Source organism: Methylobacterium sp. J-048, from assembly GCF_022829515.1.
Classification (GTDB): Bacteria; Pseudomonadota; Alphaproteobacteria; order Rhizobiales; family Beijerinckiaceae; genus Methylobacterium.
The window spans coordinates 53,077-70,327 of record NZ_JAKSYL010000173.1 but is presented as its reverse complement, the minus strand read 5'-3'; the positions used below and the strand labels follow the sequence as shown (position 1 = coordinate 70,327).

Annotated in this window: 20 protein-coding genes; 8 read left to right on the top strand and 12 right to left on the bottom strand. The window is 68.8% G+C overall.

The annotated features are described in order from the left end of the window. Window positions 1-32 precede the first annotated feature (32 nt). Complete coding sequence (gene ftsY / locus MKL09_RS17320; protein ID WP_244022101.1) at window positions 33-1,388, top strand: signal recognition particle-docking protein FtsY; 1,356 nt, start codon at window positions 33-35, stop codon at window positions 1,386-1,388. A gap of 261 nt (window positions 1,389-1,649) precedes the next feature. On the opposite strand, the gene MKL09_RS17315 is transcribed toward ftsY, so the two are convergent. Continuing rightward, complete coding sequence (locus MKL09_RS17315) at window positions 1,650-1,910, bottom strand: type II toxin-antitoxin system VapB family antitoxin (RefSeq protein WP_244022100.1); 261 nt, start codon at window positions 1,908-1,910, stop codon at window positions 1,650-1,652. 75 nt (window positions 1,911-1,985) lie between these two features. Here MKL09_RS17315 and MKL09_RS17310 point away from each other — a divergent pair, with 75 nt between their 5' ends. Continuing rightward, entirely contained in the window at window positions 1,986-2,600 is a 615-nt protein-coding gene (locus tag MKL09_RS17310; RefSeq protein ID WP_244022099.1) for a septation protein A, read from the top strand. A gap of 3 nt (window positions 2,601-2,603) precedes the next feature. On the opposite strand, the gene MKL09_RS17305 is transcribed toward MKL09_RS17310, so the two are convergent. From MKL09_RS17305 to MKL09_RS17290, 4 genes are all read right to left on the bottom strand, one after another. Further along, window positions 2,604-3,212, bottom strand: coding sequence for a DsbE family thiol:disulfide interchange protein (locus MKL09_RS17305; RefSeq protein ID WP_244022098.1), 609 nt, complete (start codon window positions 3,210-3,212; stop codon window positions 2,604-2,606). Continuing rightward, a complete protein-coding gene (ccmD, locus tag MKL09_RS17300) occupies window positions 3,209-3,352 on the bottom strand; it encodes a heme exporter protein CcmD (protein ID WP_058193846.1) in 144 nt (47 codons plus the stop codon). Before ccmD ends, MKL09_RS17305 begins: the two co-directional genes overlap by 4 nt. Before the next feature lie 10 nt (window positions 3,353-3,362). Beyond that, window positions 3,363-4,160 carry a heme ABC transporter permease gene (locus tag MKL09_RS17295; protein WP_244022097.1) on the bottom strand — a complete coding sequence of 266 codons (798 nt, stop codon included), beginning with the start codon at window positions 4,158-4,160 and terminating at the stop codon, window positions 3,363-3,365. Between the two features lie 91 nt (window positions 4,161-4,251). Next, window positions 4,252-5,181: an AraC family transcriptional regulator gene (locus MKL09_RS17290; RefSeq protein WP_244022152.1), complete on the bottom strand. Its 930-nt coding sequence runs from the start codon at window positions 5,179-5,181 to the stop codon at window positions 4,252-4,254. Between the two features lie 117 nt (window positions 5,182-5,298). Between MKL09_RS17290 and MKL09_RS17285 the strand changes: the two genes are divergently transcribed. Continuing rightward, window positions 5,299-6,276, top strand: coding sequence for an SDR family NAD(P)-dependent oxidoreductase (locus MKL09_RS17285; RefSeq protein ID WP_244022150.1), 978 nt, complete (start codon window positions 5,299-5,301; stop codon window positions 6,274-6,276). A gap of 201 nt (window positions 6,277-6,477) precedes the next feature. Here MKL09_RS17285 and MKL09_RS17280 read toward each other — a convergent pair whose 3' ends face one another. Then, window positions 6,478-7,545 (bottom strand): acyltransferase family protein, encoded by a 1,068-nt coding sequence (locus MKL09_RS17280; protein WP_244022095.1) that lies wholly within the window; start codon window positions 7,543-7,545, stop codon window positions 6,478-6,480. 715 nt (window positions 7,546-8,260) lie between these two features. Between MKL09_RS17280 and MKL09_RS32365 the strand changes: the two genes are divergently transcribed. The 3 genes from MKL09_RS32365 to MKL09_RS17270 are packed head-to-tail and all read left to right on the top strand — an operon-like array spanning window position 8,261 to window position 9,569. Then, a complete protein-coding gene (locus tag MKL09_RS32365; RefSeq protein WP_409566943.1) occupies window positions 8,261-8,491 on the top strand; it encodes a hypothetical protein in 231 nt (76 codons plus the stop codon). 44 nt (window positions 8,492-8,535) lie between these two features. Continuing rightward, complete coding sequence (locus MKL09_RS17275) at window positions 8,536-9,222, top strand: trna delta -isopentenylpyrophosphate transferase (protein WP_244022094.1); 687 nt, start codon at window positions 8,536-8,538, stop codon at window positions 9,220-9,222. 35 nt (window positions 9,223-9,257) lie between these two features. Next, window positions 9,258-9,569 (top strand): hypothetical protein, encoded by a 312-nt coding sequence (locus tag MKL09_RS17270; protein ID WP_244022093.1) that lies wholly within the window; start codon window positions 9,258-9,260, stop codon window positions 9,567-9,569. Here MKL09_RS17270 and MKL09_RS17265 read toward each other — a convergent pair whose 3' ends face one another. Continuing rightward, window positions 9,570-10,319, bottom strand: coding sequence for a tRNA1(Val) (adenine(37)-N6)-methyltransferase (locus MKL09_RS17265; RefSeq protein WP_244022092.1), 750 nt, complete (start codon window positions 10,317-10,319; stop codon window positions 9,570-9,572). Then, window positions 10,316-10,540, bottom strand: a complete 225-nt coding sequence (locus tag MKL09_RS17260; protein WP_244022091.1) for a DUF2007 domain-containing protein — start codon at window positions 10,538-10,540, stop codon at window positions 10,316-10,318. Before MKL09_RS17260 ends, MKL09_RS17265 begins: the two co-directional genes overlap by 4 nt. Window positions 10,541-10,708: 168 nt before the next feature. Between MKL09_RS17260 and MKL09_RS17255 the strand changes: the two genes are divergently transcribed. Continuing rightward, a complete protein-coding gene (locus tag MKL09_RS17255) occupies window positions 10,709-11,728 on the top strand; it encodes a polyprenyl synthetase family protein (protein WP_244022090.1) in 1,020 nt (339 codons plus the stop codon). Between the two features lie 2 nt (window positions 11,729-11,730). On the opposite strand, the gene MKL09_RS17250 is transcribed toward MKL09_RS17255, so the two are convergent. Beyond that, window positions 11,731-12,606, bottom strand: a complete 876-nt coding sequence (locus MKL09_RS17250; protein ID WP_244022089.1) for a protein-L-isoaspartate O-methyltransferase family protein — start codon at window positions 12,604-12,606, stop codon at window positions 11,731-11,733. Between the two features lie 44 nt (window positions 12,607-12,650). Further along, window positions 12,651-13,079 (bottom strand): MarR family winged helix-turn-helix transcriptional regulator, encoded by a 429-nt coding sequence (locus MKL09_RS17245; RefSeq protein WP_244022087.1) that lies wholly within the window; start codon window positions 13,077-13,079, stop codon window positions 12,651-12,653. 155 nt (window positions 13,080-13,234) lie between these two features. Between MKL09_RS17245 and MKL09_RS17240 the strand changes: the two genes are divergently transcribed. Next, entirely contained in the window at window positions 13,235-15,049 is a 1,815-nt protein-coding gene (locus tag MKL09_RS17240) for a chloride channel protein (RefSeq protein ID WP_244022086.1), read from the top strand. Between the two features lie 18 nt (window positions 15,050-15,067). Here the strand turns inward: MKL09_RS17240 and MKL09_RS17235 are convergent, their stop codons facing one another. Next, entirely contained in the window at window positions 15,068-15,943 is an 876-nt protein-coding gene (locus tag MKL09_RS17235) for a 4-(cytidine 5'-diphospho)-2-C-methyl-D-erythritol kinase (protein WP_244022085.1), read from the bottom strand. Window positions 15,944-16,010: 67 nt separating this feature from the next. Continuing rightward, window positions 16,011-17,249, bottom strand: a complete 1,239-nt coding sequence (gene glp, locus MKL09_RS17230; protein WP_244022084.1) for a gephyrin-like molybdotransferase Glp — start codon at window positions 17,247-17,249, stop codon at window positions 16,011-16,013. Between the last annotated feature and the right edge of the window lie 2 nt (window positions 17,250-17,251).

The following is a 17,251-nucleotide window of genomic DNA, read 5'->3' as shown; positions in this document are numbered from 1 at the left end:
GGGTGAGCAAGGTGGGGCGAGGACGCGATTTCATGGCGAGCGAGGACAAGCCCGGCTGGTTCGGGCGCCTGTTCGGGCGCAAGGGCCAGGGCACGGGCGAAGGCACGGCCGAGGACAACGCGGAGACGGAACTGCCCGCAGACGCGCCGGCCTCGCCCTCCAAAGGTCAGCCCGACTACGCCACCGGGGCCGAGGACGTTGCCCATATCCCGCTGCCGCCCGAGGAGACGGAAGCCCCCGTCGCCGACGTGATCGAGGGGGCGGACCTGCTGCCGATCGCGGGCGAGCCCGAGCGGCCGCCCGCCGGCACGGCCGGGGACGACCCCGCGCACGGCGCCGACCCGGTCGATACCGGGGACGCGAACCGGGAGCCGGTGGTCGAGCCGGCACCCGACATCCAGCCGGTCGATTCCGCTGCGGCGCTGGCCCACGATGCCGGCGCCGGGCCGGATCGGGAGCCCGAGGCCAAGGGCTGGTGGACCCGGCTCACCTCCGGGATGAAGCGGACCTCGACGGCCCTGTCCGACCGGGTGACCGGCCTGTTCACCAAGCGCAAGCTCGACGCCAACACCCTGGAGGATCTGGAGGATGCTCTGATCCAGGCCGATTTCGGCCTGGAGACCGCGACGCGGATCTCGGACGCCGTGGGCAAGGGCCGCTACGAGAAGGGGATCTCGCCCGACGAGGTCCGGGCGATCCTGGCCACCGAGGTCGAGCGCGCGCTGGCGCCCGTGGCGGTGCCGCTTTCCATCGACGCGACGAAGAAGCCGTTCGTGATCCTGACCGTGGGCGTCAACGGCGCCGGCAAGACGACGACCTTGGGCAAGCTCGCCTCGAAGCTGCGCGCGGAGGGCCGGACCGTGATGCTGGCGGCTGGCGACACGTTCCGGGCGGCGGCGGTGGAGCAGCTCAAGGTCTGGGGCGCGCGCACCGGCACCCCGGTGGTGAGCGGCGGCGAGGGTGCCGACGCGGCCGGGCTCGCCTTCGATGCCCTGAAGCAGGCGACCGCCGCCGGGACCGACGTGCTGCTGATCGACACCGCCGGTCGGCTCCAGAACAAGGCCGGGCTGATGGCGGAACTGGAAAAAATCGTCCGCGTGCTGCGCAAGCAGGATCCGGACGCGCCGCACGCGACGCTCCTCGTTCTCGACGCTACGGTCGGCCAGAACGCGATTTCGCAGGTCGAGCTGTTTTCCCAGGCGGCACCGGTCTCGGGCTTGGTGATGACCAAGCTCGACGGCACCGCGCGCGGCGGCATCCTGGTGGCGCTCGCCGCCAAGTTCAGCCTGCCGGTGCACTTCATCGGCGTCGGCGAGGGCGTGGAGGATCTGGAGCCGTTCGCGGCCCGAGACTTCGCCCGGGCGATCGCCGGGCTGGAGAAGGATTAGAGCAGCGTCAGAAATAGCGGTTGTCGGCAGCCCCTTCAAAGTGTTCGACCCGGACTACACCGCTTGCTGAATGTGCCGAGGCTTTCCAGAAGCCGCGCTATCGATCACACCGTCATTCCGGGGCCGCGAAGCGGAGCCCGGAATCCAGAAACATCAGCAGATCAAGGTATGGTATCGTCGGCGGCTCTGGATTCCGGGTTCGCCTACGGCGCCCCGGAATGACGGGCGAGATGCTGGAACCTTCAATGACCGCCGTAGCGCTCATACCGGCAGGCCGTTCTCGTCGTAGGCGAGGATCTCTTCGATTGTCCGCGCATCGACGTTCGGACTCCCGCTGAAGCGCCGCCGCATTGCTTCATCGGCCGCGAGGTCCTCGGCGATGCAGCGCTCCGCCTCGTCTTCCACCCGCGCCCGTTCCCGCCTGAGCAACTCCAGCAACAAATCCGGCGCGGCGCGGTGGGTCGTCGCTGTGAGGTCGGCGAGCAGGGCCTCGACCTCGGCGTTGTCGATCGTGATGGACATCGCAAGCCCCGCGTTACACACAGCCAGCCCGGCCTCCAGCCTAGCGCGAGTGCCGCATTCGAGCCAACCGAGCGCATGCAGATCGAATCCATCCCCCCACGCCGCCACCTGCCGCCGCTCGTGAAGCTGGCGCTGGAACTCGGGCCGCTCGTCATCTTCTTCCTGGGCAACGCCTATTCGGAGAAGTTCGGCGTCGCCCCCGACCAGAAGCTGTTCGTGGCCACCGGCGTGTTCATCGCGGCGACCGTGGTGGCGCTGGCGGTTCACTTCGTGCTGGTGCGGCGCCTGCCGATCATGCCGCTTGTCTCCGGCGTCGTCGTGGTGGTGTTCGGCGGCCTGACGCTGGCGCTGCAGGACAAGACCTTCATCATGGTCAAGCCGACCATCGTGAACGCGCTGTTCGGCACCGTGCTGCTCGGCGGGCTCGCCTTCGGGCGCTCGCTGCTGTCGGTGGTGCTCGATTCGATGTTCAGCCTCACCGAGGAGGGCTGGCGCAAGCTCACCTTCCGCTGGGGGCTTTTCTTTTTTGTTCTCGCAGCCTTGAACGAGGTCGTGTGGCGGACTCAGACCGAGGATTTTTGGGTCAACTTCAAGGTGTTCGGCATCATGCCGCTCACCGTGGTGTTCGCGCTGGCGCAGACGCCACTGCTCACCCGCTACGAGCGCAAGGAGCCGCAGCCGGGCGAGTAAGGTTCAGCGCGCGTCGGCGACTTTCCCGGCCGCCCGGATCCGCGTCAGCACGCTGGTGTAATTGTCCGGGGTGAGGATGCCGACGAGCTTGTCGCGGATCACGCCGTCCGGCCCGATCACGAAGGTCTCGGGCACGCCGTAGACGCCGAAATCGATCGCCGCACGCCCGTCGGCATCGGCCCCGACGGCGGCGAACGGCACACCGTGCCGGGCCAGGAAGCGCTGGCCGGCGGCCGGGTTCGGCTCCTTGTAGTCGATGCCGACCAGCCGGATCCCGGGCTCTCGGGCGAGCCGCATCAGCATCGGGTGCTCGACCTGGCAGGGCGCGCACCACGAGGCGAACACGTTGATCACCGTGATCTGGCCCTTCAGGTCGGTGCTCGACAGGCCCGGCACCGGGACGTCGCCGGCCTTGAGCCCGGGCACCGCCGGCAGGCTGAAGCTCGGCACCGGCTTGCCGATCATCGCGGAGGGCAGCGCTGCCGGGTCGGCGCCCGAGCGCAGGCGCAGGAACAGCACCGCGGCCAGCATGGCGAACGCCAGGACCGGGATGATCAGCAGCAGCGAGCGGCGGACCGGGGGCGGCCGGTCCAGGGTCTCGTCGCCGGTCACCGCCGGTCCTCCCCGAAACCCTTGAGGGCGCGCAGCTGCGCCCGCCGGTCGCGGAGCGCGTTGCCGATCAGGCCGGCCATGACCAGGGCCGTAAAGGCGTAGGCGGCGACGATGAAGCCGCCGTGAGACCCGAGATCCATCTGAAAAATCCTAGACCGGCTGCCCGACCGGCATCCCGGCGGGCTTCGGCGTGAGGCGAGGCTGGGTCCGGTCGAGGCGCTCGGCCTCGCGGATCGTCAGTGTCCGCACCCGGCGGCGCATGATCTCGGTGCGCATGGCGTAGAGATGCAGCGTCGTGCCGCCGAGCGTGGCGGCGCCGATCATGATCAGCAGCGGGTAGAGCATCGACGGGTCGATGCTGGAGCCGCCCATGCGCAGGATTGAGGCCGGCTGATGCAGGGTCGACCACCAGTTCACCGAGAACTTGATGATCGGCAGGTTCACGGCGCCGACGAGGGTCAGGATCGCCACGGCGCGGGCGGCCCGGTTCGGCTCCTCGAGGGTGCGCCACAGGGCGATGATGCCGCAATAGATCAGCAGCAGGATCAGCATCGAGGTCAGGCGCGCGTCCCAGACCCAGTAGGTGCCCCACATCGGCTTGCCCCAGAGCGAGCCGGTGACGAGGCAGATCAGCGTGAACGCCGCCCCGATCGGCGCGGCGGCGCGCTGGGCGACGTCGGCCAGGGGATGGCGCCAGACCAGGGTACCGATCGCCGACAGGCTCATGGCGCCGTAGAAGAACACCCCGAGCCAGGCCGCCGGGACATGGATGTACATGATCCGGACGGTCTCGCCCTGCTGGTAGTCGGGCGGGACGGCGAAGAAGGTCAGGTACAGCCCCAGTCCGACGAGGCCCACCGACAGGACGGCGAGCCACGGCACCAGGGCGCCGGACCAGCGCATGAAGTGGCTCGGGTTCGACAGGCGGGTCCAGAGGGAAGGCGTCATCGCGGCTCGGTCTCGGACAGCGTCCCGGCGGTCCGGTTTCGGTCTCGCATCATCGCGTCCGAAAGCCGGCATCCACCTTTCCGGATGAGCTTTAGCGCAGGGTGCGGTGCAGCAACAATGCGGCCATTCTCCGCCGATACTGCATCGGCGTGCACAGCATCCGCCGACTAAAGGCGGTGCGGAACGCGGTCTCGGATTCGTAGCCGACGGAATACGCGATGGACGCGACGCCCTCGTCCGAGCGCCGCAGCCGGTCGGCAGCGAGCTGCATCCGCCAGCCCGCGAGATAGGCCAGCGGCGGCTGCCCGACCACCGCCCGGAATCGTTCCGCAAACGTCGTGCGCGACATGCCGGCGCGCCCGGCCAGCTCCGCCAGCGTCCAGCGCCGCGCCGGCGCGGCGTGCAGGGCCGTGAGCGCCCGGGCCAGCCGGGGATCGGCGAGCGCCCCGAGCCACCCGGTCGGCCGCTTCGAGGCGAGCCAGAGCCGCAGCACCTGCAGCAGCATGATCTGCGCGAGATGGTCGGCCATCAGGGCGCCGCCGGGCGCGCCCTGGCGCAGCTCCACGGCCAGCTGGTCCAGCGCCCAGCGCAGGATCGCCGCCTGGTTCGAGGCATCCCGGATCGGCACGATCGCCGGCAGCGCATCGAACAGCAGGCCGGCCGCATCGCCCGCGAAGAAGAACCGCCCACCGACCAGGAAAAAATCGCCGCCGCCGTTGCAGGTCGCGACATTGTCCGCCGCTCGGTCGTAGATTGTGGCGGAATCGATCGCCGACAATCCGGGATTGGTGGCGAGCCGGAACGGCCGGCCCCGGGTCAGCAGGAAGCAGTCGCCGGCCGCGATCTCGACCGGCTCGGCCTCGCCCTCGACCGCCACCCAGCAGGCGCCCCGCATCACCGCGTTGAACTTGATCCCGTCATGTGCGGGGAAGCGGATCGCCCAGTCCCCGCCGGCATCGAGGCCGGCGCTGAGGGCGCTGCGGGGTCGGAGCAGCGACAGCACATCGGAGAGCGGATCCATGGCACGAGCCGGACGCCCGCGCAGGATTCGCGGACGGCGCAGCATGGGGCGTCCGGTGCGTCGGGTCGATCCTCGCGGCGATACGGCGGCGCATCTTGACCGCCTCGGAGCAGGATGATGACCGATCACCAGAAACCGCTCGGATCGGGCTTCAGCGCCCGCAGCACCGCCGCCGATGTCCTCGCCGGGCGGGACCTGACGGGGCGGCGCGCCCTCATCACCGGGGGTCATTCGGGCCTGGGCCTCGAGACCACCCGGGCGCTCGCGGGAGCGGGCGCGACAATCCTGGTTGGCGCCCGCGATCCGGATGCCGCCCGGACCGCGACCCGAGACATTCGCGGGGTCACGGTCGAAGCCCTCGACCTGTCGGACCTCACCAGCGTCCGGCGTTTCGCCGAAGGCGTCCTGGCCGCCGGCCGGCCGATCGACTGGCTTATCAACAATGCCGGCCTCATGGCCTGCCCGGAGAGCCGGGTCGGCCCGGGCTGGGAGGCGCAGTTCGCTACCAACCATCTCGGCCATTTCGCCCTGACCAACCGCCTCCTGCCGCTGCTCGGGGCCGGCGCCCGGGTGATCGCGGTGTCCTCGGCCGGGCACCACCTCTCGCCGATCCGCTGGGACGACCTCCAGTTCACGTCTGCTTACGACAAGTGGCGCGCCTACGGCCAAGCGAAGACCGCCAACGCCCTGTTTGCGGTGCATCTCGACCGGCTGGGACGGGACCGGGGCATCCGCGCCTTCTCGTTGCATCCGGGCAAGATCTTCACGCCGCTCCAGCGCCACCTGACGCAGGCCGAGATGATCGCGGAGGGCTGGCTCGACGCGTCCGGCGCACCGGCGGACCCGACCTTCAAGACGCCGGCCCAGGGCGCCGCCACACAGGTCTGGGCGGCGACCGCGCCGCAGCTCGACGGGCTGGGCGGCCTCTATTGCGAGGATTGCGACGTGGCCGTGCGGGCCGAAGCGGCGGATGAGCCGTTCGTGGGCGTGAAGGCGTACGCGGTGGATCCTGGAGAGGCCGAGCGGTTGTGGGCGTTATCCGTCGAACTGACCGAGACCAGGTTTCTGAGGCGGTCCGCTCGTCCCGCCTCGTGATTGCGCGCGTGCCGTGACGTGATCCGGTTGCTACGGCAAGGCCTGAAGGCCACATGTTCGAAAAGGGCGGCACCAGACCCTGGCTCTTTGCCGCGAAGCAGACGTTCTGATCTCGACTCCACTGGGCGTTCCATTCACCCAGATGACCGTCTCCAAGCGGACCTTAGTTAGGCCCGGTTCCAGTCGAGCTGGACACGGGACTTAATCCGCCGTTCGAAAAATCCTGCTGGCGGTGGATTGCTTGAGCCACTTATTGATCCTGTTCCGCACCGGTTCGTCATAGATTTTTAAAACAACGAATGAGACTAAAGTGATAATAAGCATCAGGGCGGCGCCTTCGATTGCAATATCTCGCCGCTTTATGATAATTTGATAGACACCATTTATCCAAACAAATACAGGATAATGAAGGATATAAATTGGATATGATAATCGACCGCCGAAGAGGGCTGCACTGCGAATTCGCCCGCGTAAAATGGTGCGTGCGCCGGATAGCACCAAGAGAGGCGAAACAGTCGCGATCCAGGTGATTTGGTAGGCCGTCGGCAGCTTCGGGGCGTAGAACGTTGCAAGGGTGACGACGCAGCAAATCCAGAATGTCGTCGACCACCAACGCGAGGGTGCCAAAGCACGATCAAGGTGAAAGATCGCGATCCCGCCCAGGAATGAAGCCCCGACCCGCGGGAAGCCGCTGATAAACGTTTCAGGCGTATCTCCCCCAAGATGTCCTATCGTCGCGAGGGCGCCGAAGCAGACAATCGCAATAAAACAGGCCACCCACTTATTTCGAAGGAAGGCTGAACTGGCCCAAACAATGTTGATGACGACTTCGAGAAACAGCGAAAACTGAGGACCATTGAGTGGAAATGCCTGATTTCCGCCGATCACGAGGGGCGCTGTCAAGTACGGCAGGTCGACGGCGCCGAGTACGACTGCTGTTGCGAGATCCGATATGGACAAGTCATCGTGCTTTACGTGAATGCGTAGTATTACATAGACAGCGCTCATCATTGTTCCAAGTATAACGAGCGGCATCAGACGCACGAGGCGAAGAACGATAAAATGGCCGACCGGCAAATCAAATGCGAGCCGGCCATCGTAAGCGAGAGTCAGCACATAACCGCTTAGGAGGAAAAATAGATCGACTGCTAAAAAACTATTGGATGCCAATGGGGCATCAAGCCAGTGCCCGATGTGGAATAATACAACTGAAAAGGCTGCAAAACCACGGACGCCGTCGAGGGCTGCTTGATGCCTTTCGTCGTCCATAGATCATCCCCATATCCACCAGCGCAAAATTCTGGATTTAAAATTTTTAGTACTTGTAATACCTTTGTCAATACATCTTTTATTGCTTATTGCGGTCTCTACAAGCTTATAATGCATATTGATCCGAACGCAACCAAATATAGATGCTGCTCAATATGCGCTTACAGTCCAGGGCGTGCATCGCTGGCTTACAGGACAAAATATGCCGCCTGATCGCTTACAAGGGCGGCGATGCGGGATGGGCAGGCGCTGATAAGGAGTATTTCCTATTTTCAAATTATTGATATTGATTTGTGGGGGTTTTGATCCGTATATTAGTATATAATTGAGATCATTGTTGGGATATGGCGCATAAAATTACTTTTACGTACGCCTTTCTTGAAGATTTTTCGACAAAAGTTCAGACGTATCGGTGGCTTAGCCTTGGGTCACCAAGCGTCTGAAGGCAGACGTTCCCAATTTTTACAATGAGTACAGGTGTGTAAAAATATTCTGATCTGGTAAAGTAATTTCCAATTTGTGGAAGTCGCGATGAAGCGTTTCATCGTAGGCGAGGATGGTCGTCAGACCCAGTTCCTTCCTCATCGTCTGGACGACGACGTAACCTCGGACCATCCGGGCCACCTCGCCGAAGTGTTGGTTGACGAATTTGATCTGACGACGCTCGGCTTAGCAAGTACGGTGCCGTCGGTGTCCGGCCTACCATCCGGCGACGTTGCTCAAGATCTACCTGTCCGGCTGCCTCGACCGCATCCCGTCGAGCCGCTGCCTGGAGCGGCAGACCCAGCGCCACATCGCGCTGGCTCGGCTGACCGACCGGTTAGAGCAGGACTTCCTAACACAGCCTGCCTCAATCGCCGAGGTCAGCCCGCCCCGACCCTTGCACACACCACCACGATCAAGCATATACGATGAAACAAAACAGGAACAAAGAGCGTCGCCGTAGAAAGCTGTGGATGACGCAGCCGTCTCTCACCGGAATGAGCCCGCATGCGAACCGCCGACAAGCAGATCGCCGACATCCTGGTGCGCTACGGGGAGCCCTTCGGGGGCAACGTCTGGCGCGTCCAGGGCACCGCTGTGATCTACCACAAGACCCTGGAGCGCATCGCGGCGCAGGCCGGGATCGTGTTCGAGCCGCCGACCATCATCCGGGCCGAGCGGGACGAGGCCGTGCTGCTCGTGACCGGGCGCCTGCCTGGGGCCAAGGCCGGCGCAAAGCCGGCCGCCGATCGGATCGAGTGGTCGATGGGCGAAGCGCTGGTCAACGTGAACTACCGCGTCTCGGGCAAGCAGGCGGCCTACGTCTACGCTATGGCCGAGAAGCGCGGGAAGGACCGCGTCATCCTCAAGCTGATCGAGCTCCACGGCTTGGTCTATTCCGAGGAGGAGGCCGACGAGTTCCGGTCGCAGCTGCCCACGGTCCGGGCGGTGGACGAGGATTTCGAGGAGGCCCAGCCCTTCGACGAGGTCACCGAGGCCGAGGGCGACCTCAAACGGCGGATCGACGAGGCCGCGACCATCAACGACGTGACCGACCTGATGCTCGACGGCGCCACCCAGGCGATCCTGGCCGCAATGCCGCCCGGCACCCGCGACGAGGTCCGCGACTACGCCAAGGCGCGCCTCGTGGCGCTCGGCTGGCCCAAGCGCGCCGGCCGCCGCAGCGCCGCCTGACCCTCACACCATTCCCCCAACCGCAGGAGACCGCCATGCATCGCGCGACGCGCAACCGGACCCTGAAGGCCCGCCGGGACCACCATCGGGGCTGGACCATCGAGACCCTGTCGTACAGCCCGACCCGGATCGTCCGGTTGGGCGCGGAAAAGGTTGCGATCCTGTTCCCGCCGGTGGAGCCCGGGGCCGAGTGGCAGCTCTACCCGCATCCCGACACCTTCCCGGGGCTCAACTTCGATGGCCTGCCCGAGCCGCTCCGCCCGGAATTTTTGGGGTTTTCGGACTTGCCCGCCGTCGAGCGGTTCTTGGGGATCCGCGACGTGGCGCCGACCGCGCTCGCGGCCTGATCAGGCCGGCGGCCAGGGGGCGCCCCGGTGGAGCGCCTCGGCTTCCAGAGTGAACGTTTTCGAGTCCTGGCCATGCAGCACCAGGGGCGGCAGCAGGCTGAGCGCCGCCCGGCTGCCCCGCGTCGCGGCGATCAGAACCCGGATCGCCGGGGCCTCGGCTTTGGCCTGGACCGGGCGGATCGCGAGTCCGCCGTAGCGGCCTTTGAGCGCGTCGAGGCAGGCCGGCAGGGCGTCGGCCCGGTGGATGAGCCCGAGCCGGCCCCCGGGTCGCAGGATCGCCGTGCAGGCGCGGATCCAGAGGTCCAGGCTGGTCTCGGGAAACGTGTGCGCCGTCGCCTTGCCGGGATGCGGCGAGGGGCGGTGGCGGCCCGCAATGAAGAACGGTGGGTTGGTCAGGACGAGATCGAAGCTGTCCGGCACCAGCCCGGCCGCGCGGCGCGCGGCCCCGGGGGCAAGCACGTCGGCCTCGATCACCGCCGCGTCGATGCGGTTGAGGGCGGCGTTGGCCCGGATCAACTCGGCCAGCACCGGGTCGCGCTCCACCAGGGTCGCGCGGGTGCCGGGGTGGAGCGCTGCGCAGGCCAGGCCCACCGCGCCGGTGCCAGCGCCGACATCGCAGAGCCGGTCCCCCGGCGCCGGGGACAGCAGCCGGGCGAGCAGCACCGCATCGGTTCCGGCCCGGTGCGCCCCCCGGGGCGGCTGGTGCAGGCGCAGGATCCCGCCCAGGAACGCGTCCGGCTCCGCGCTCACGGGTCGCGCAACTCGTGCGCTAGCCCGGCATCCTTGAGCAACCGGCGGCCCTGGGGCGCCCAATCCCCCGGCACCATCAGGCGCTGACCGAACGCCCCGATCGAGCCTTCCATCACGCTCATGTGGCTGTCGGCCACCAGAACTGGGATCTCGGCCGCCTCGAGCACCGAGCGGGCGAATCCGATCAGCACCGGATCATTCGCGGAAATCAGGACGATCATCGCAATTCTTCGACGCAATGCCGGTCGTCCGGCGCATTCGTCGCGTTCGCCGCGCATTCTCTTCGCACCATATCTTCGTGGCGCCGATGTTGCGGCGCCGCGAGGCGCGTGCGAAGGGATCGCCCGCTCCCTGCGGGGGAACCGGTCTGGAGGTCGCGGATCTTGGGTATGGCCCTCTCCATCGAGAATCCGAAGCCCGAGGCCGAGGCGGGGCTGAACGACCTCGTCGCGCTGGTGGCGGACGGCATGGCGCGGGTCAACACCACGATCCTGTCGCGCACCGGCTCCGACGTGGCGATGATCCCCGAGGTGGCCAACCACCTGATCGCCAGCGGCGGCAAGCGCCTGCGCCCGATCCTGACGCTCGCCTGCGCCAAGCTCTGCGGCTACGACGGCGCGGCCTCCGGCGCCGTGAAGCTCGCCGCCAGCGTCGAGTTCATGCACACCGCGACCCTGCTGCACGACGACGTCGTCGACGAGAGCGACATGCGCCGCGGCCGCGTCGCCGCCCGGATCAAGTGGGGCAACGAGGCCTCGGTGCTGGTCGGCGACTTCCTGCTCGGCCAGGCCTTCCGGATGATGGTCGAGGTCGGCTCCCTGCGGGCGCTCGACATCCTGTCCGCCGCCGCCACGGTGATCGCCGAGGGCGAGGTGATGCAGCTCACCAACGCCAAGAACCTCGAGACCGACGAGGCCGCCTATCTGGCGGTGATCCGCGGTAAGACCGCCGAATTGTTCGCCGCCGCCTGCGAGGTCGGGCCGGTGCTGGCCGGCCGGCCCGAGGCGGAACAGGCAGCCGCCCGCGCTTACGGGATGAATCTCGGCATCGCCTTCCAGCTGATCGACGACGTGCTCGATTACGGCGGCACCTCGGCCGAGCTCGGCAAGAACGTCGGCGACGACTTTCGCGAGGGCAAGATCACCCTGCCGATCGTGCTGGCCTACCGGCGGGGGAGCGAGGGCGAGCGCGGCTTCTGGCGACGGACCCTGCAGCAGGGCGAGATCGGCGAGGACGACCTCGGCACCGCCCTCGACCTGCTCCAGCGCCACGGCGCCCTAGAGGAGACAGTGGCCCGCGCCCACCATTACGGCGCCCAGGCCCGTGCCGCCCTCGACATCTTTCCAGACGGGTCGGTGAAGGACGCGCTCAACGGCGCGGTGGAGTTCTGTGTCGCCCGGGCGCGCTGAAGCTACGGCTCCCGCGTGGAGAGCCACCAATCGCCGCCATCGTACCAGCAGCTCGCATCCGGCTGCTCGCCGAAGCGGATCGCGCGGACCGCCGTGATCTGCCCCTGCGCGAAGGCCTTCGACAAGCCGCCGCCCTCGTCTTCCGGCAGGCCTTGGAGGGGGATGAAGACCGACGGTGAGACGAACCGGGCGGGCCAAGCGGTGGAATCCGCGCCCCTACGGATCAGCAGCATGCCGCCCCGGCTCTTGCCGGACTGGAGTGGGAACAGCAGCCTTCCCTCCGGCCGCAGGGCTTCGAGCCAGGCCTGGGCCGGGCGCGGCCCGCCGGCATTGACGTAGACCGCGTCGGCCGCCGGCAGCCGATCCGCCACGCCGGAGCGCGCCTCGACCTGAGCCCAGGGCCAGGGGGCGAGATTGCGTGCCGTTCGCTCGGCGAGTTCGGGATCGATCTCGCGGCCGTGAACCCGGCCCTCCGGCCCGACCAGCTGGGCGAGCAGGGCCGTGTAGTACCCGCTGCCGGTGCCCACCTGGATCACCGTCTCCCCGGGCTGGGGCGCAAGGGCGTCCAGGCAGAGGGCATGCAGGCTCGGCTGGCCGATGTTGATGCCGCGGGCGGCGTCGAGGGCGACCAGCACGTCCTGATAGAGGAAGGCCGGATCGTCGTCGGGGGTGGACACGTAGAGCGGCCCGCGATCCCGCGATCGCCAGACGTTGGAGGCCAGGATCGACCAGGGGCCGGGGCCGGCGAACGGCTCGCGCGGAACCGCCGCGAAGGCCGCCTCGATGCGCGGGTCGGCCGCATTCCGGTTCGCGACCAGGGCTGCGAAGAAGCCACGGAGCTTGGTGCTGCGCGCTTCCGAACCGTCTTGATCCGCCATCCCGTCACCCCCCGGGGGGAACAGATCAGCGGCTTCGCGGCGCGTCAAGACGCCGCAGGCTTGAGCGCTCCTGCCAGTGCCGGCGCGAGCCCGCGCAACTCCTCCAGATGTGTCGCGGTCAGGGACCGCAGCAGCGCTTCGGCCCGGGGCGTCAGGGCGAGCTCGCTGCGCCGGCGATCCTCCGCGGCCCGCGCCTTGGTCAGCAGGCCGCCCTCGACCATGCGGGCGACCAGCTCGGCCGCGCTGTGCGGGGCGATCAGGAGCTGCTCGGCCAGCAATCCGACCGTCGGTGGCGCGCGCCCGGCATGGCCGGCCAGGGCCAGAAGCGCCTGATGCTGCTGCGGCGGGATGCCGGCCCGCGCCGCGGCCGCTTCGCTGAACGCCAGGAAGCGCCGCAGCCGGTACCGGAACTCCGCCAGCGCGGCGTATTGCTCTCGGGAGAGCGGTTCCGTCTCGGGCTCGTCGGTGTCCACAGCGACCTCCCTGATGCTGGTCCTGGGCGTTCGTCACCACCAAGCCCGGCAACCATAGGGCCTCGCCGACCCTGCCGCACCAATACGCTCCCGTCGTCCCGCTATTGAACATATCGTATCACGATACAATTGACAGCGGGTAAAGGGAGGACCTTATGGACGGCGGACCGGATAAAGAGCGCGGCGGCGACAGGCCGTTGCGGCGTGCGCTCGGCGATTTCAGCGCCGACCGGCGGGTGCTGACGCTTGCCGGACTGGCGGTGATCACCGGAACGGCCGCTACCGGCACCGCCTGGATCCTGCTCACCCTGATCGGCCTTGTGACCAACGCCGTCTGGTACGGCCGGCTCGATACCGCGCTGACCTCCCTGGCCGGCACCACGCCCGGGCCGTGGATGATCGCGATCCCGGTGATCGGCGCGCTGATCGTCGGTGCCATGGCGCGCTACGGCTCGGAAAAGATCCGCGGTCACGGCATCCCGGAGGCCATGGAGGCGATCCTGATCGGCGGCAGCCGGATGTCGCCCAAGGTGGCCGTGCTCAAGCCGCTCTCTTCGGCGGTGGCGATCGGCACCGGCGGCCCGTTCGGCGCCGAGGGACCGATCATCGTCACCGGAGGCGCGGTGGGCTCGCTGTTCGCGCAGTTCTTCCATCTCAGCGCGGCCGAGCGAAAAGCCCTGCTGGTGGCTGGCGCCGCGGCCGGCATGACGGCGATCTTCGGGACGCCGGTGGCTGCGGTGCTGCTTGCCGTCGAGGTGCTGCTATTCGAGTGGCGGCCGCGTAGCCTCGTGCCGGTGACGGTCGGGGCGGTGACCGCTGCGTGCTGGCGCCCCGCCCTGTTCGAGGCCGGGCCGCTGTTCCCGTTTACCGACAACCCGTCCCTGCCGTGGTGGGGCCTGCCCGCCTGCGCCCTGCTCGGGATCGCCTGCGGGCTGATCTCGGGCGTCCTGACCCGGGCCCTTTACGCGCTGGAGGACGGGTTCGGCCGCCTGCCGATCCACTGGATGTGGTGGCCGGCCCTCGGCGCCCTCGCGGTCGGCCTTGGCGGTCTCGTGGAGCCGCGGGCGCTCGGCGTCGGCTACGACGTGATCCGCGACCTGCTTTCCGGGCATCTGCTGGCCGGCACCGTGCTGACGATCCTCGTCGTGAAGGCGGTGATCTGGCTCGCGGCGCTGTCCTCGGGCACGTCCGGGGGCGTGCTGGCGCCTTTGCTGATCCTGGGCGGCGCGATCGGCTGGCTGATCGGTCTCGTCCTCCCGGGGGCGCACGGCTTCTGGGCGCTGCTCGGCATGGCGGCACTGCTCGGCGGGACGCTTCCGGCCCCGCTCACCGGGGTGGTGTTCGCCGTCGAGGTGACCGGCGACGTCGCCGCCCTGGCGCCGCTGCTCGCTGCCACGATGGCGGCCTACGTGGTGACCGTGCTGCTGCTCAAGCGCTCGATCCTCACCGAAAAGATCGCCCGGCGCGGCCAGCACGTGACCCGGGAATACGGCATCGATCCCTACGACCTCGCCCGGGTCGAGGCGGTGATGACCCGCGAGGTCGCGACCCTGGACGCGGACCTGCCGCTCGCCGAGGCGCTCGCGGCGATCACCGCCGGCGCCCATCACGCCTATCCGGTGCTCGACGGCGCCCACCGGCCGGTGGGATTGGTCACGCGCGACGATGCCTTGCGCTGGACCATGGAGACGGGGGAGGGCGCCGGGACCGATGGCACCCTCGCAGAACGCGTCTCGGATGCCGACCTCGCGGTCGTTCATCCGGGCGACGTGGTTTCGCACGCCCTCGACGTGATGCTCTCGGCCGGGCAGGGGCGCCTTCCGGTCACCGATCCGGCGAGCGGGGCTCTGGTCGGGTTGCTCACCCGCAAGGACCTGCTGCAGGTCCGTGCCTCCACGGTCCGCGCGGAGGCCGAGCGCCGGGCCTATTTCCGGCGGGGCCGCGAGCGCGTGAGGGCGATCGGGGTTTGAGAGGAGGCGCGGCGTCGGTCAGCGCAGGAAGGTCGGCGCCACCCACCAGCCCCGATGGGCGGCCCGCAGGGCTGCGGCGGCGCGAACGGCAGCGCGCCGGTCGGTGAACAGGGCGAACACCGTCGCCCCCGAGCCCGACATCCGCGCCAGGCGGCAGCCGGCCTGGTCGCGCAGAGCCGCCAGGGCCTCGCCGATCACCGGGGCGACCGTCAGCGCCGGCGCCTCCAGATCGTTCCGGGCCGGGGTGATTGTCGTCACGAGGGCGTCGGCGTCGAGCCCCCCGGCGATGGTGGGATGCGGGGCGCCGTCGCGTTTCTGCCCGACCGCGAGGCCCAAAGCTTTGAAAACCGGGGCGGTCGGCACCGGCACGCCGGGATTGATCAGCACCGCCGGCAGCGGCGTCAGGCCGAGCACCGGGCCGATCTCCTCCCCGGCGCCGCGCATCATCCGGGCGCGCGGGTCGAGGCAGACCGGCACGTCGGCCCCGGTCTCGCGGGCGGCGGCGACCATGGCCGGATGATCGAGCGGCAGCTCGTTGAGCCGCGCCAGCAGCCGCAGGCCGGCGGCGGCATCGGAGGAGCCTCCGCCGATCCCGGCGGCGACCGGCAGGCGCTTGACCAGATGGAACGCCCCCATCCGCAGCGACGGCACCCGCGCCGCCAGCCCGCGGGCGGCGCGCAGGACGAGGTTGTCCTGTGTCGGTCCGGCGGGACCCGCGGTCGGGCCGCTAACGGTGAGGCCGAACGGCGCGTCGGGGTCGAGGGTCAGCCGGTCTGCCGTGCCCGCGAAGGCCACCAAGCTTTCCAGCTCATGGTAGCCGTCTCCGGCCCGGCGCCCGAGCACGTGGAGCGTCAGGTTGACTTTGGCGGGGGCGCGGTCGGCGAGCAGGGGCACGGTGTCTCGAACAGATCGGGTGTGGACGGGGCTGACGCTCTACAGGCTCATGGGCTGGAACAACAGTTCACCCCAGATCCCCATGCGACCGGTAGGGCAGGGCATCGCCGACCCGGATCGCGGTGAGATCCTCCGCCAACTCCACCAGCCCGTCGCTGGCCGACAGACCCGACAGCGCGCCGCCGGGGGCCGGCACCGCCTCGAGCACGCCGTCGGCGCCGGTCTGCAGGCAGACGCGGAGGTATTCCCGCCGGCCCGGGCGCTTCTCCCGGGCGAAGCCGCTGCGGACGGTCAGCGTCGGCGCCGTGTCGTACGCCCCCGACAGGTGCAGGACCAGCGGCCGGAGCACGGCCAGGGCGGTCACGTAGGCGGCAGCCGGGTTGCCCGGCAGGCCGGCGAAGGGCGTACCGGCCACCTGGCCCAAGGCCACCGGCCGGCCCGGCTTGATCGCCAGCCGCCAGAAGGTCAGCGCGCCCGAGGCTTCCACGGCGGTGCGGACGTGATCCTCCTCGCCCACCGAGACGCCCCCGGAGGTGAGGATGAGGTCGTGCGCGGCGGCAGCCGCTTCGAGGCGTTGGCGCAGTGGGCCTGGCGCGTCGCGGAGGATGCCGAGGTCGACGGGTTCGGCGCCAAGTCTGCGCAGCAGAGCCGCCAGCATCGGCCGGTTGGCGTCGTGGATGCCGGCGGGCGGCAGCTTGTGGCCCGGCGGAGTCAGCTCGTCGCCGGTGGAGAACAAGGCGACCCTGAGCGGCACCCGCACCCGCAACCCCGCCGGGCCGAGCGCCGCGGCGAGCGCCAGATGGCGCGGACCCAGCCGGGTGCCGGCCGGGATCGCGCGGCTGCCGCGCGCGACATCCTCCCCGGCCCGGCGCCGATTGGCTCCCGGGGCGAGGTCGGCCGGCAGGATGACGGCATCACCGTCGATCCGGACATCCTCCTGCATCGCCACCGTGTCGGTCCCAGGCGGCATCGGCGCGCCGGTGAAGATCCGCACCGCGAAGCCCGGCCCGGGATCGGCCGGGGCGTAGCCGGCCGGGACGCGGCCGCCGAGCGGCAAACGCGTCTCGCCCGCGGGTGCGAGGTCGTCGGCCCGCACGGCGTAGCCATCGACCGCCGAATTATCGAACGGGGGAAGATCGATCGGGGCGATCAGGTCCTCCGCCAGGACACGTCCGTCGGTCCGATCGACGGAGACCGATTCGATTCCCGACAGGACCGGCAGCCGAGCGCGCAGCAGCGCCACCGCCTCGGCGACCCGCATCGGCTCGGGTCCGGCGTCGAAGCAATCGCGGCTCAGGCGTCCCATCG

What these genes read in the sequence shown, in the direction of transcription:
- MKL09_RS17275 (WP_244022094.1), top strand. Translation starts at nt 8,536, where the DNA reads ATGCGAACCGCCGACAAGCAGATCGCCGACATCCTGGTGCGCTACGGG.
- MKL09_RS17290 (WP_244022152.1), bottom strand. Translation starts at nt 5,181, where the DNA reads ATGGATCCGCTCTCCGATGTGCTGTCGCTGCTCCGACCCCGCAGCGCC.
- MKL09_RS17255 (WP_244022090.1), top strand. Translation starts at nt 10,709, where the DNA reads ATGGCCCTCTCCATCGAGAATCCGAAGCCCGAGGCCGAGGCGGGGCTG.
- MKL09_RS17240 (WP_244022086.1), top strand. Translation starts at nt 13,235, where the DNA reads ATGGACGGCGGACCGGATAAAGAGCGCGGCGGCGACAGGCCGTTGCGG.
- MKL09_RS17250 (WP_244022089.1), bottom strand. Translation starts at nt 12,606, where the DNA reads ATGGCGGATCAAGACGGTTCGGAAGCGCGCAGCACCAAGCTCCGTGGC.
- MKL09_RS17285 (WP_244022150.1), top strand. Translation starts at nt 5,299, where the DNA reads ATGACCGATCACCAGAAACCGCTCGGATCGGGCTTCAGCGCCCGCAGC.
- MKL09_RS17260 (WP_244022091.1), bottom strand. Translation starts at nt 10,540, where the DNA reads ATGATCGTCCTGATTTCCGCGAATGATCCGGTGCTGATCGGATTCGCC.
- ccmD (WP_058193846.1), bottom strand. Translation starts at nt 3,352, where the DNA reads ATGGATCTCGGGTCTCACGGCGGCTTCATCGTCGCCGCCTACGCCTTT.
- glp (WP_244022084.1), bottom strand. Translation starts at nt 17,249, where the DNA reads ATGGGACGCCTGAGCCGCGATTGCTTCGACGCCGGACCCGAGCCGATG.
- MKL09_RS17270 (WP_244022093.1), top strand. Translation starts at nt 9,258, where the DNA reads ATGCATCGCGCGACGCGCAACCGGACCCTGAAGGCCCGCCGGGACCAC.
- MKL09_RS17295 (WP_244022097.1), bottom strand. Translation starts at nt 4,160, where the DNA reads ATGACGCCTTCCCTCTGGACCCGCCTGTCGAACCCGAGCCACTTCATG.
- MKL09_RS17280 (WP_244022095.1), bottom strand. Translation starts at nt 7,545, where the DNA reads ATGGACGACGAAAGGCATCAAGCAGCCCTCGACGGCGTCCGTGGTTTT.
- MKL09_RS17310 (WP_244022099.1), top strand. Translation starts at nt 1,986, where the DNA reads ATGCAGATCGAATCCATCCCCCCACGCCGCCACCTGCCGCCGCTCGTG.
- ftsY (WP_244022101.1), top strand. Translation starts at nt 33, where the DNA reads ATGGCGAGCGAGGACAAGCCCGGCTGGTTCGGGCGCCTGTTCGGGCGC.
- MKL09_RS17315 (WP_244022100.1), bottom strand. Translation starts at nt 1,910, where the DNA reads ATGTCCATCACGATCGACAACGCCGAGGTCGAGGCCCTGCTCGCCGAC.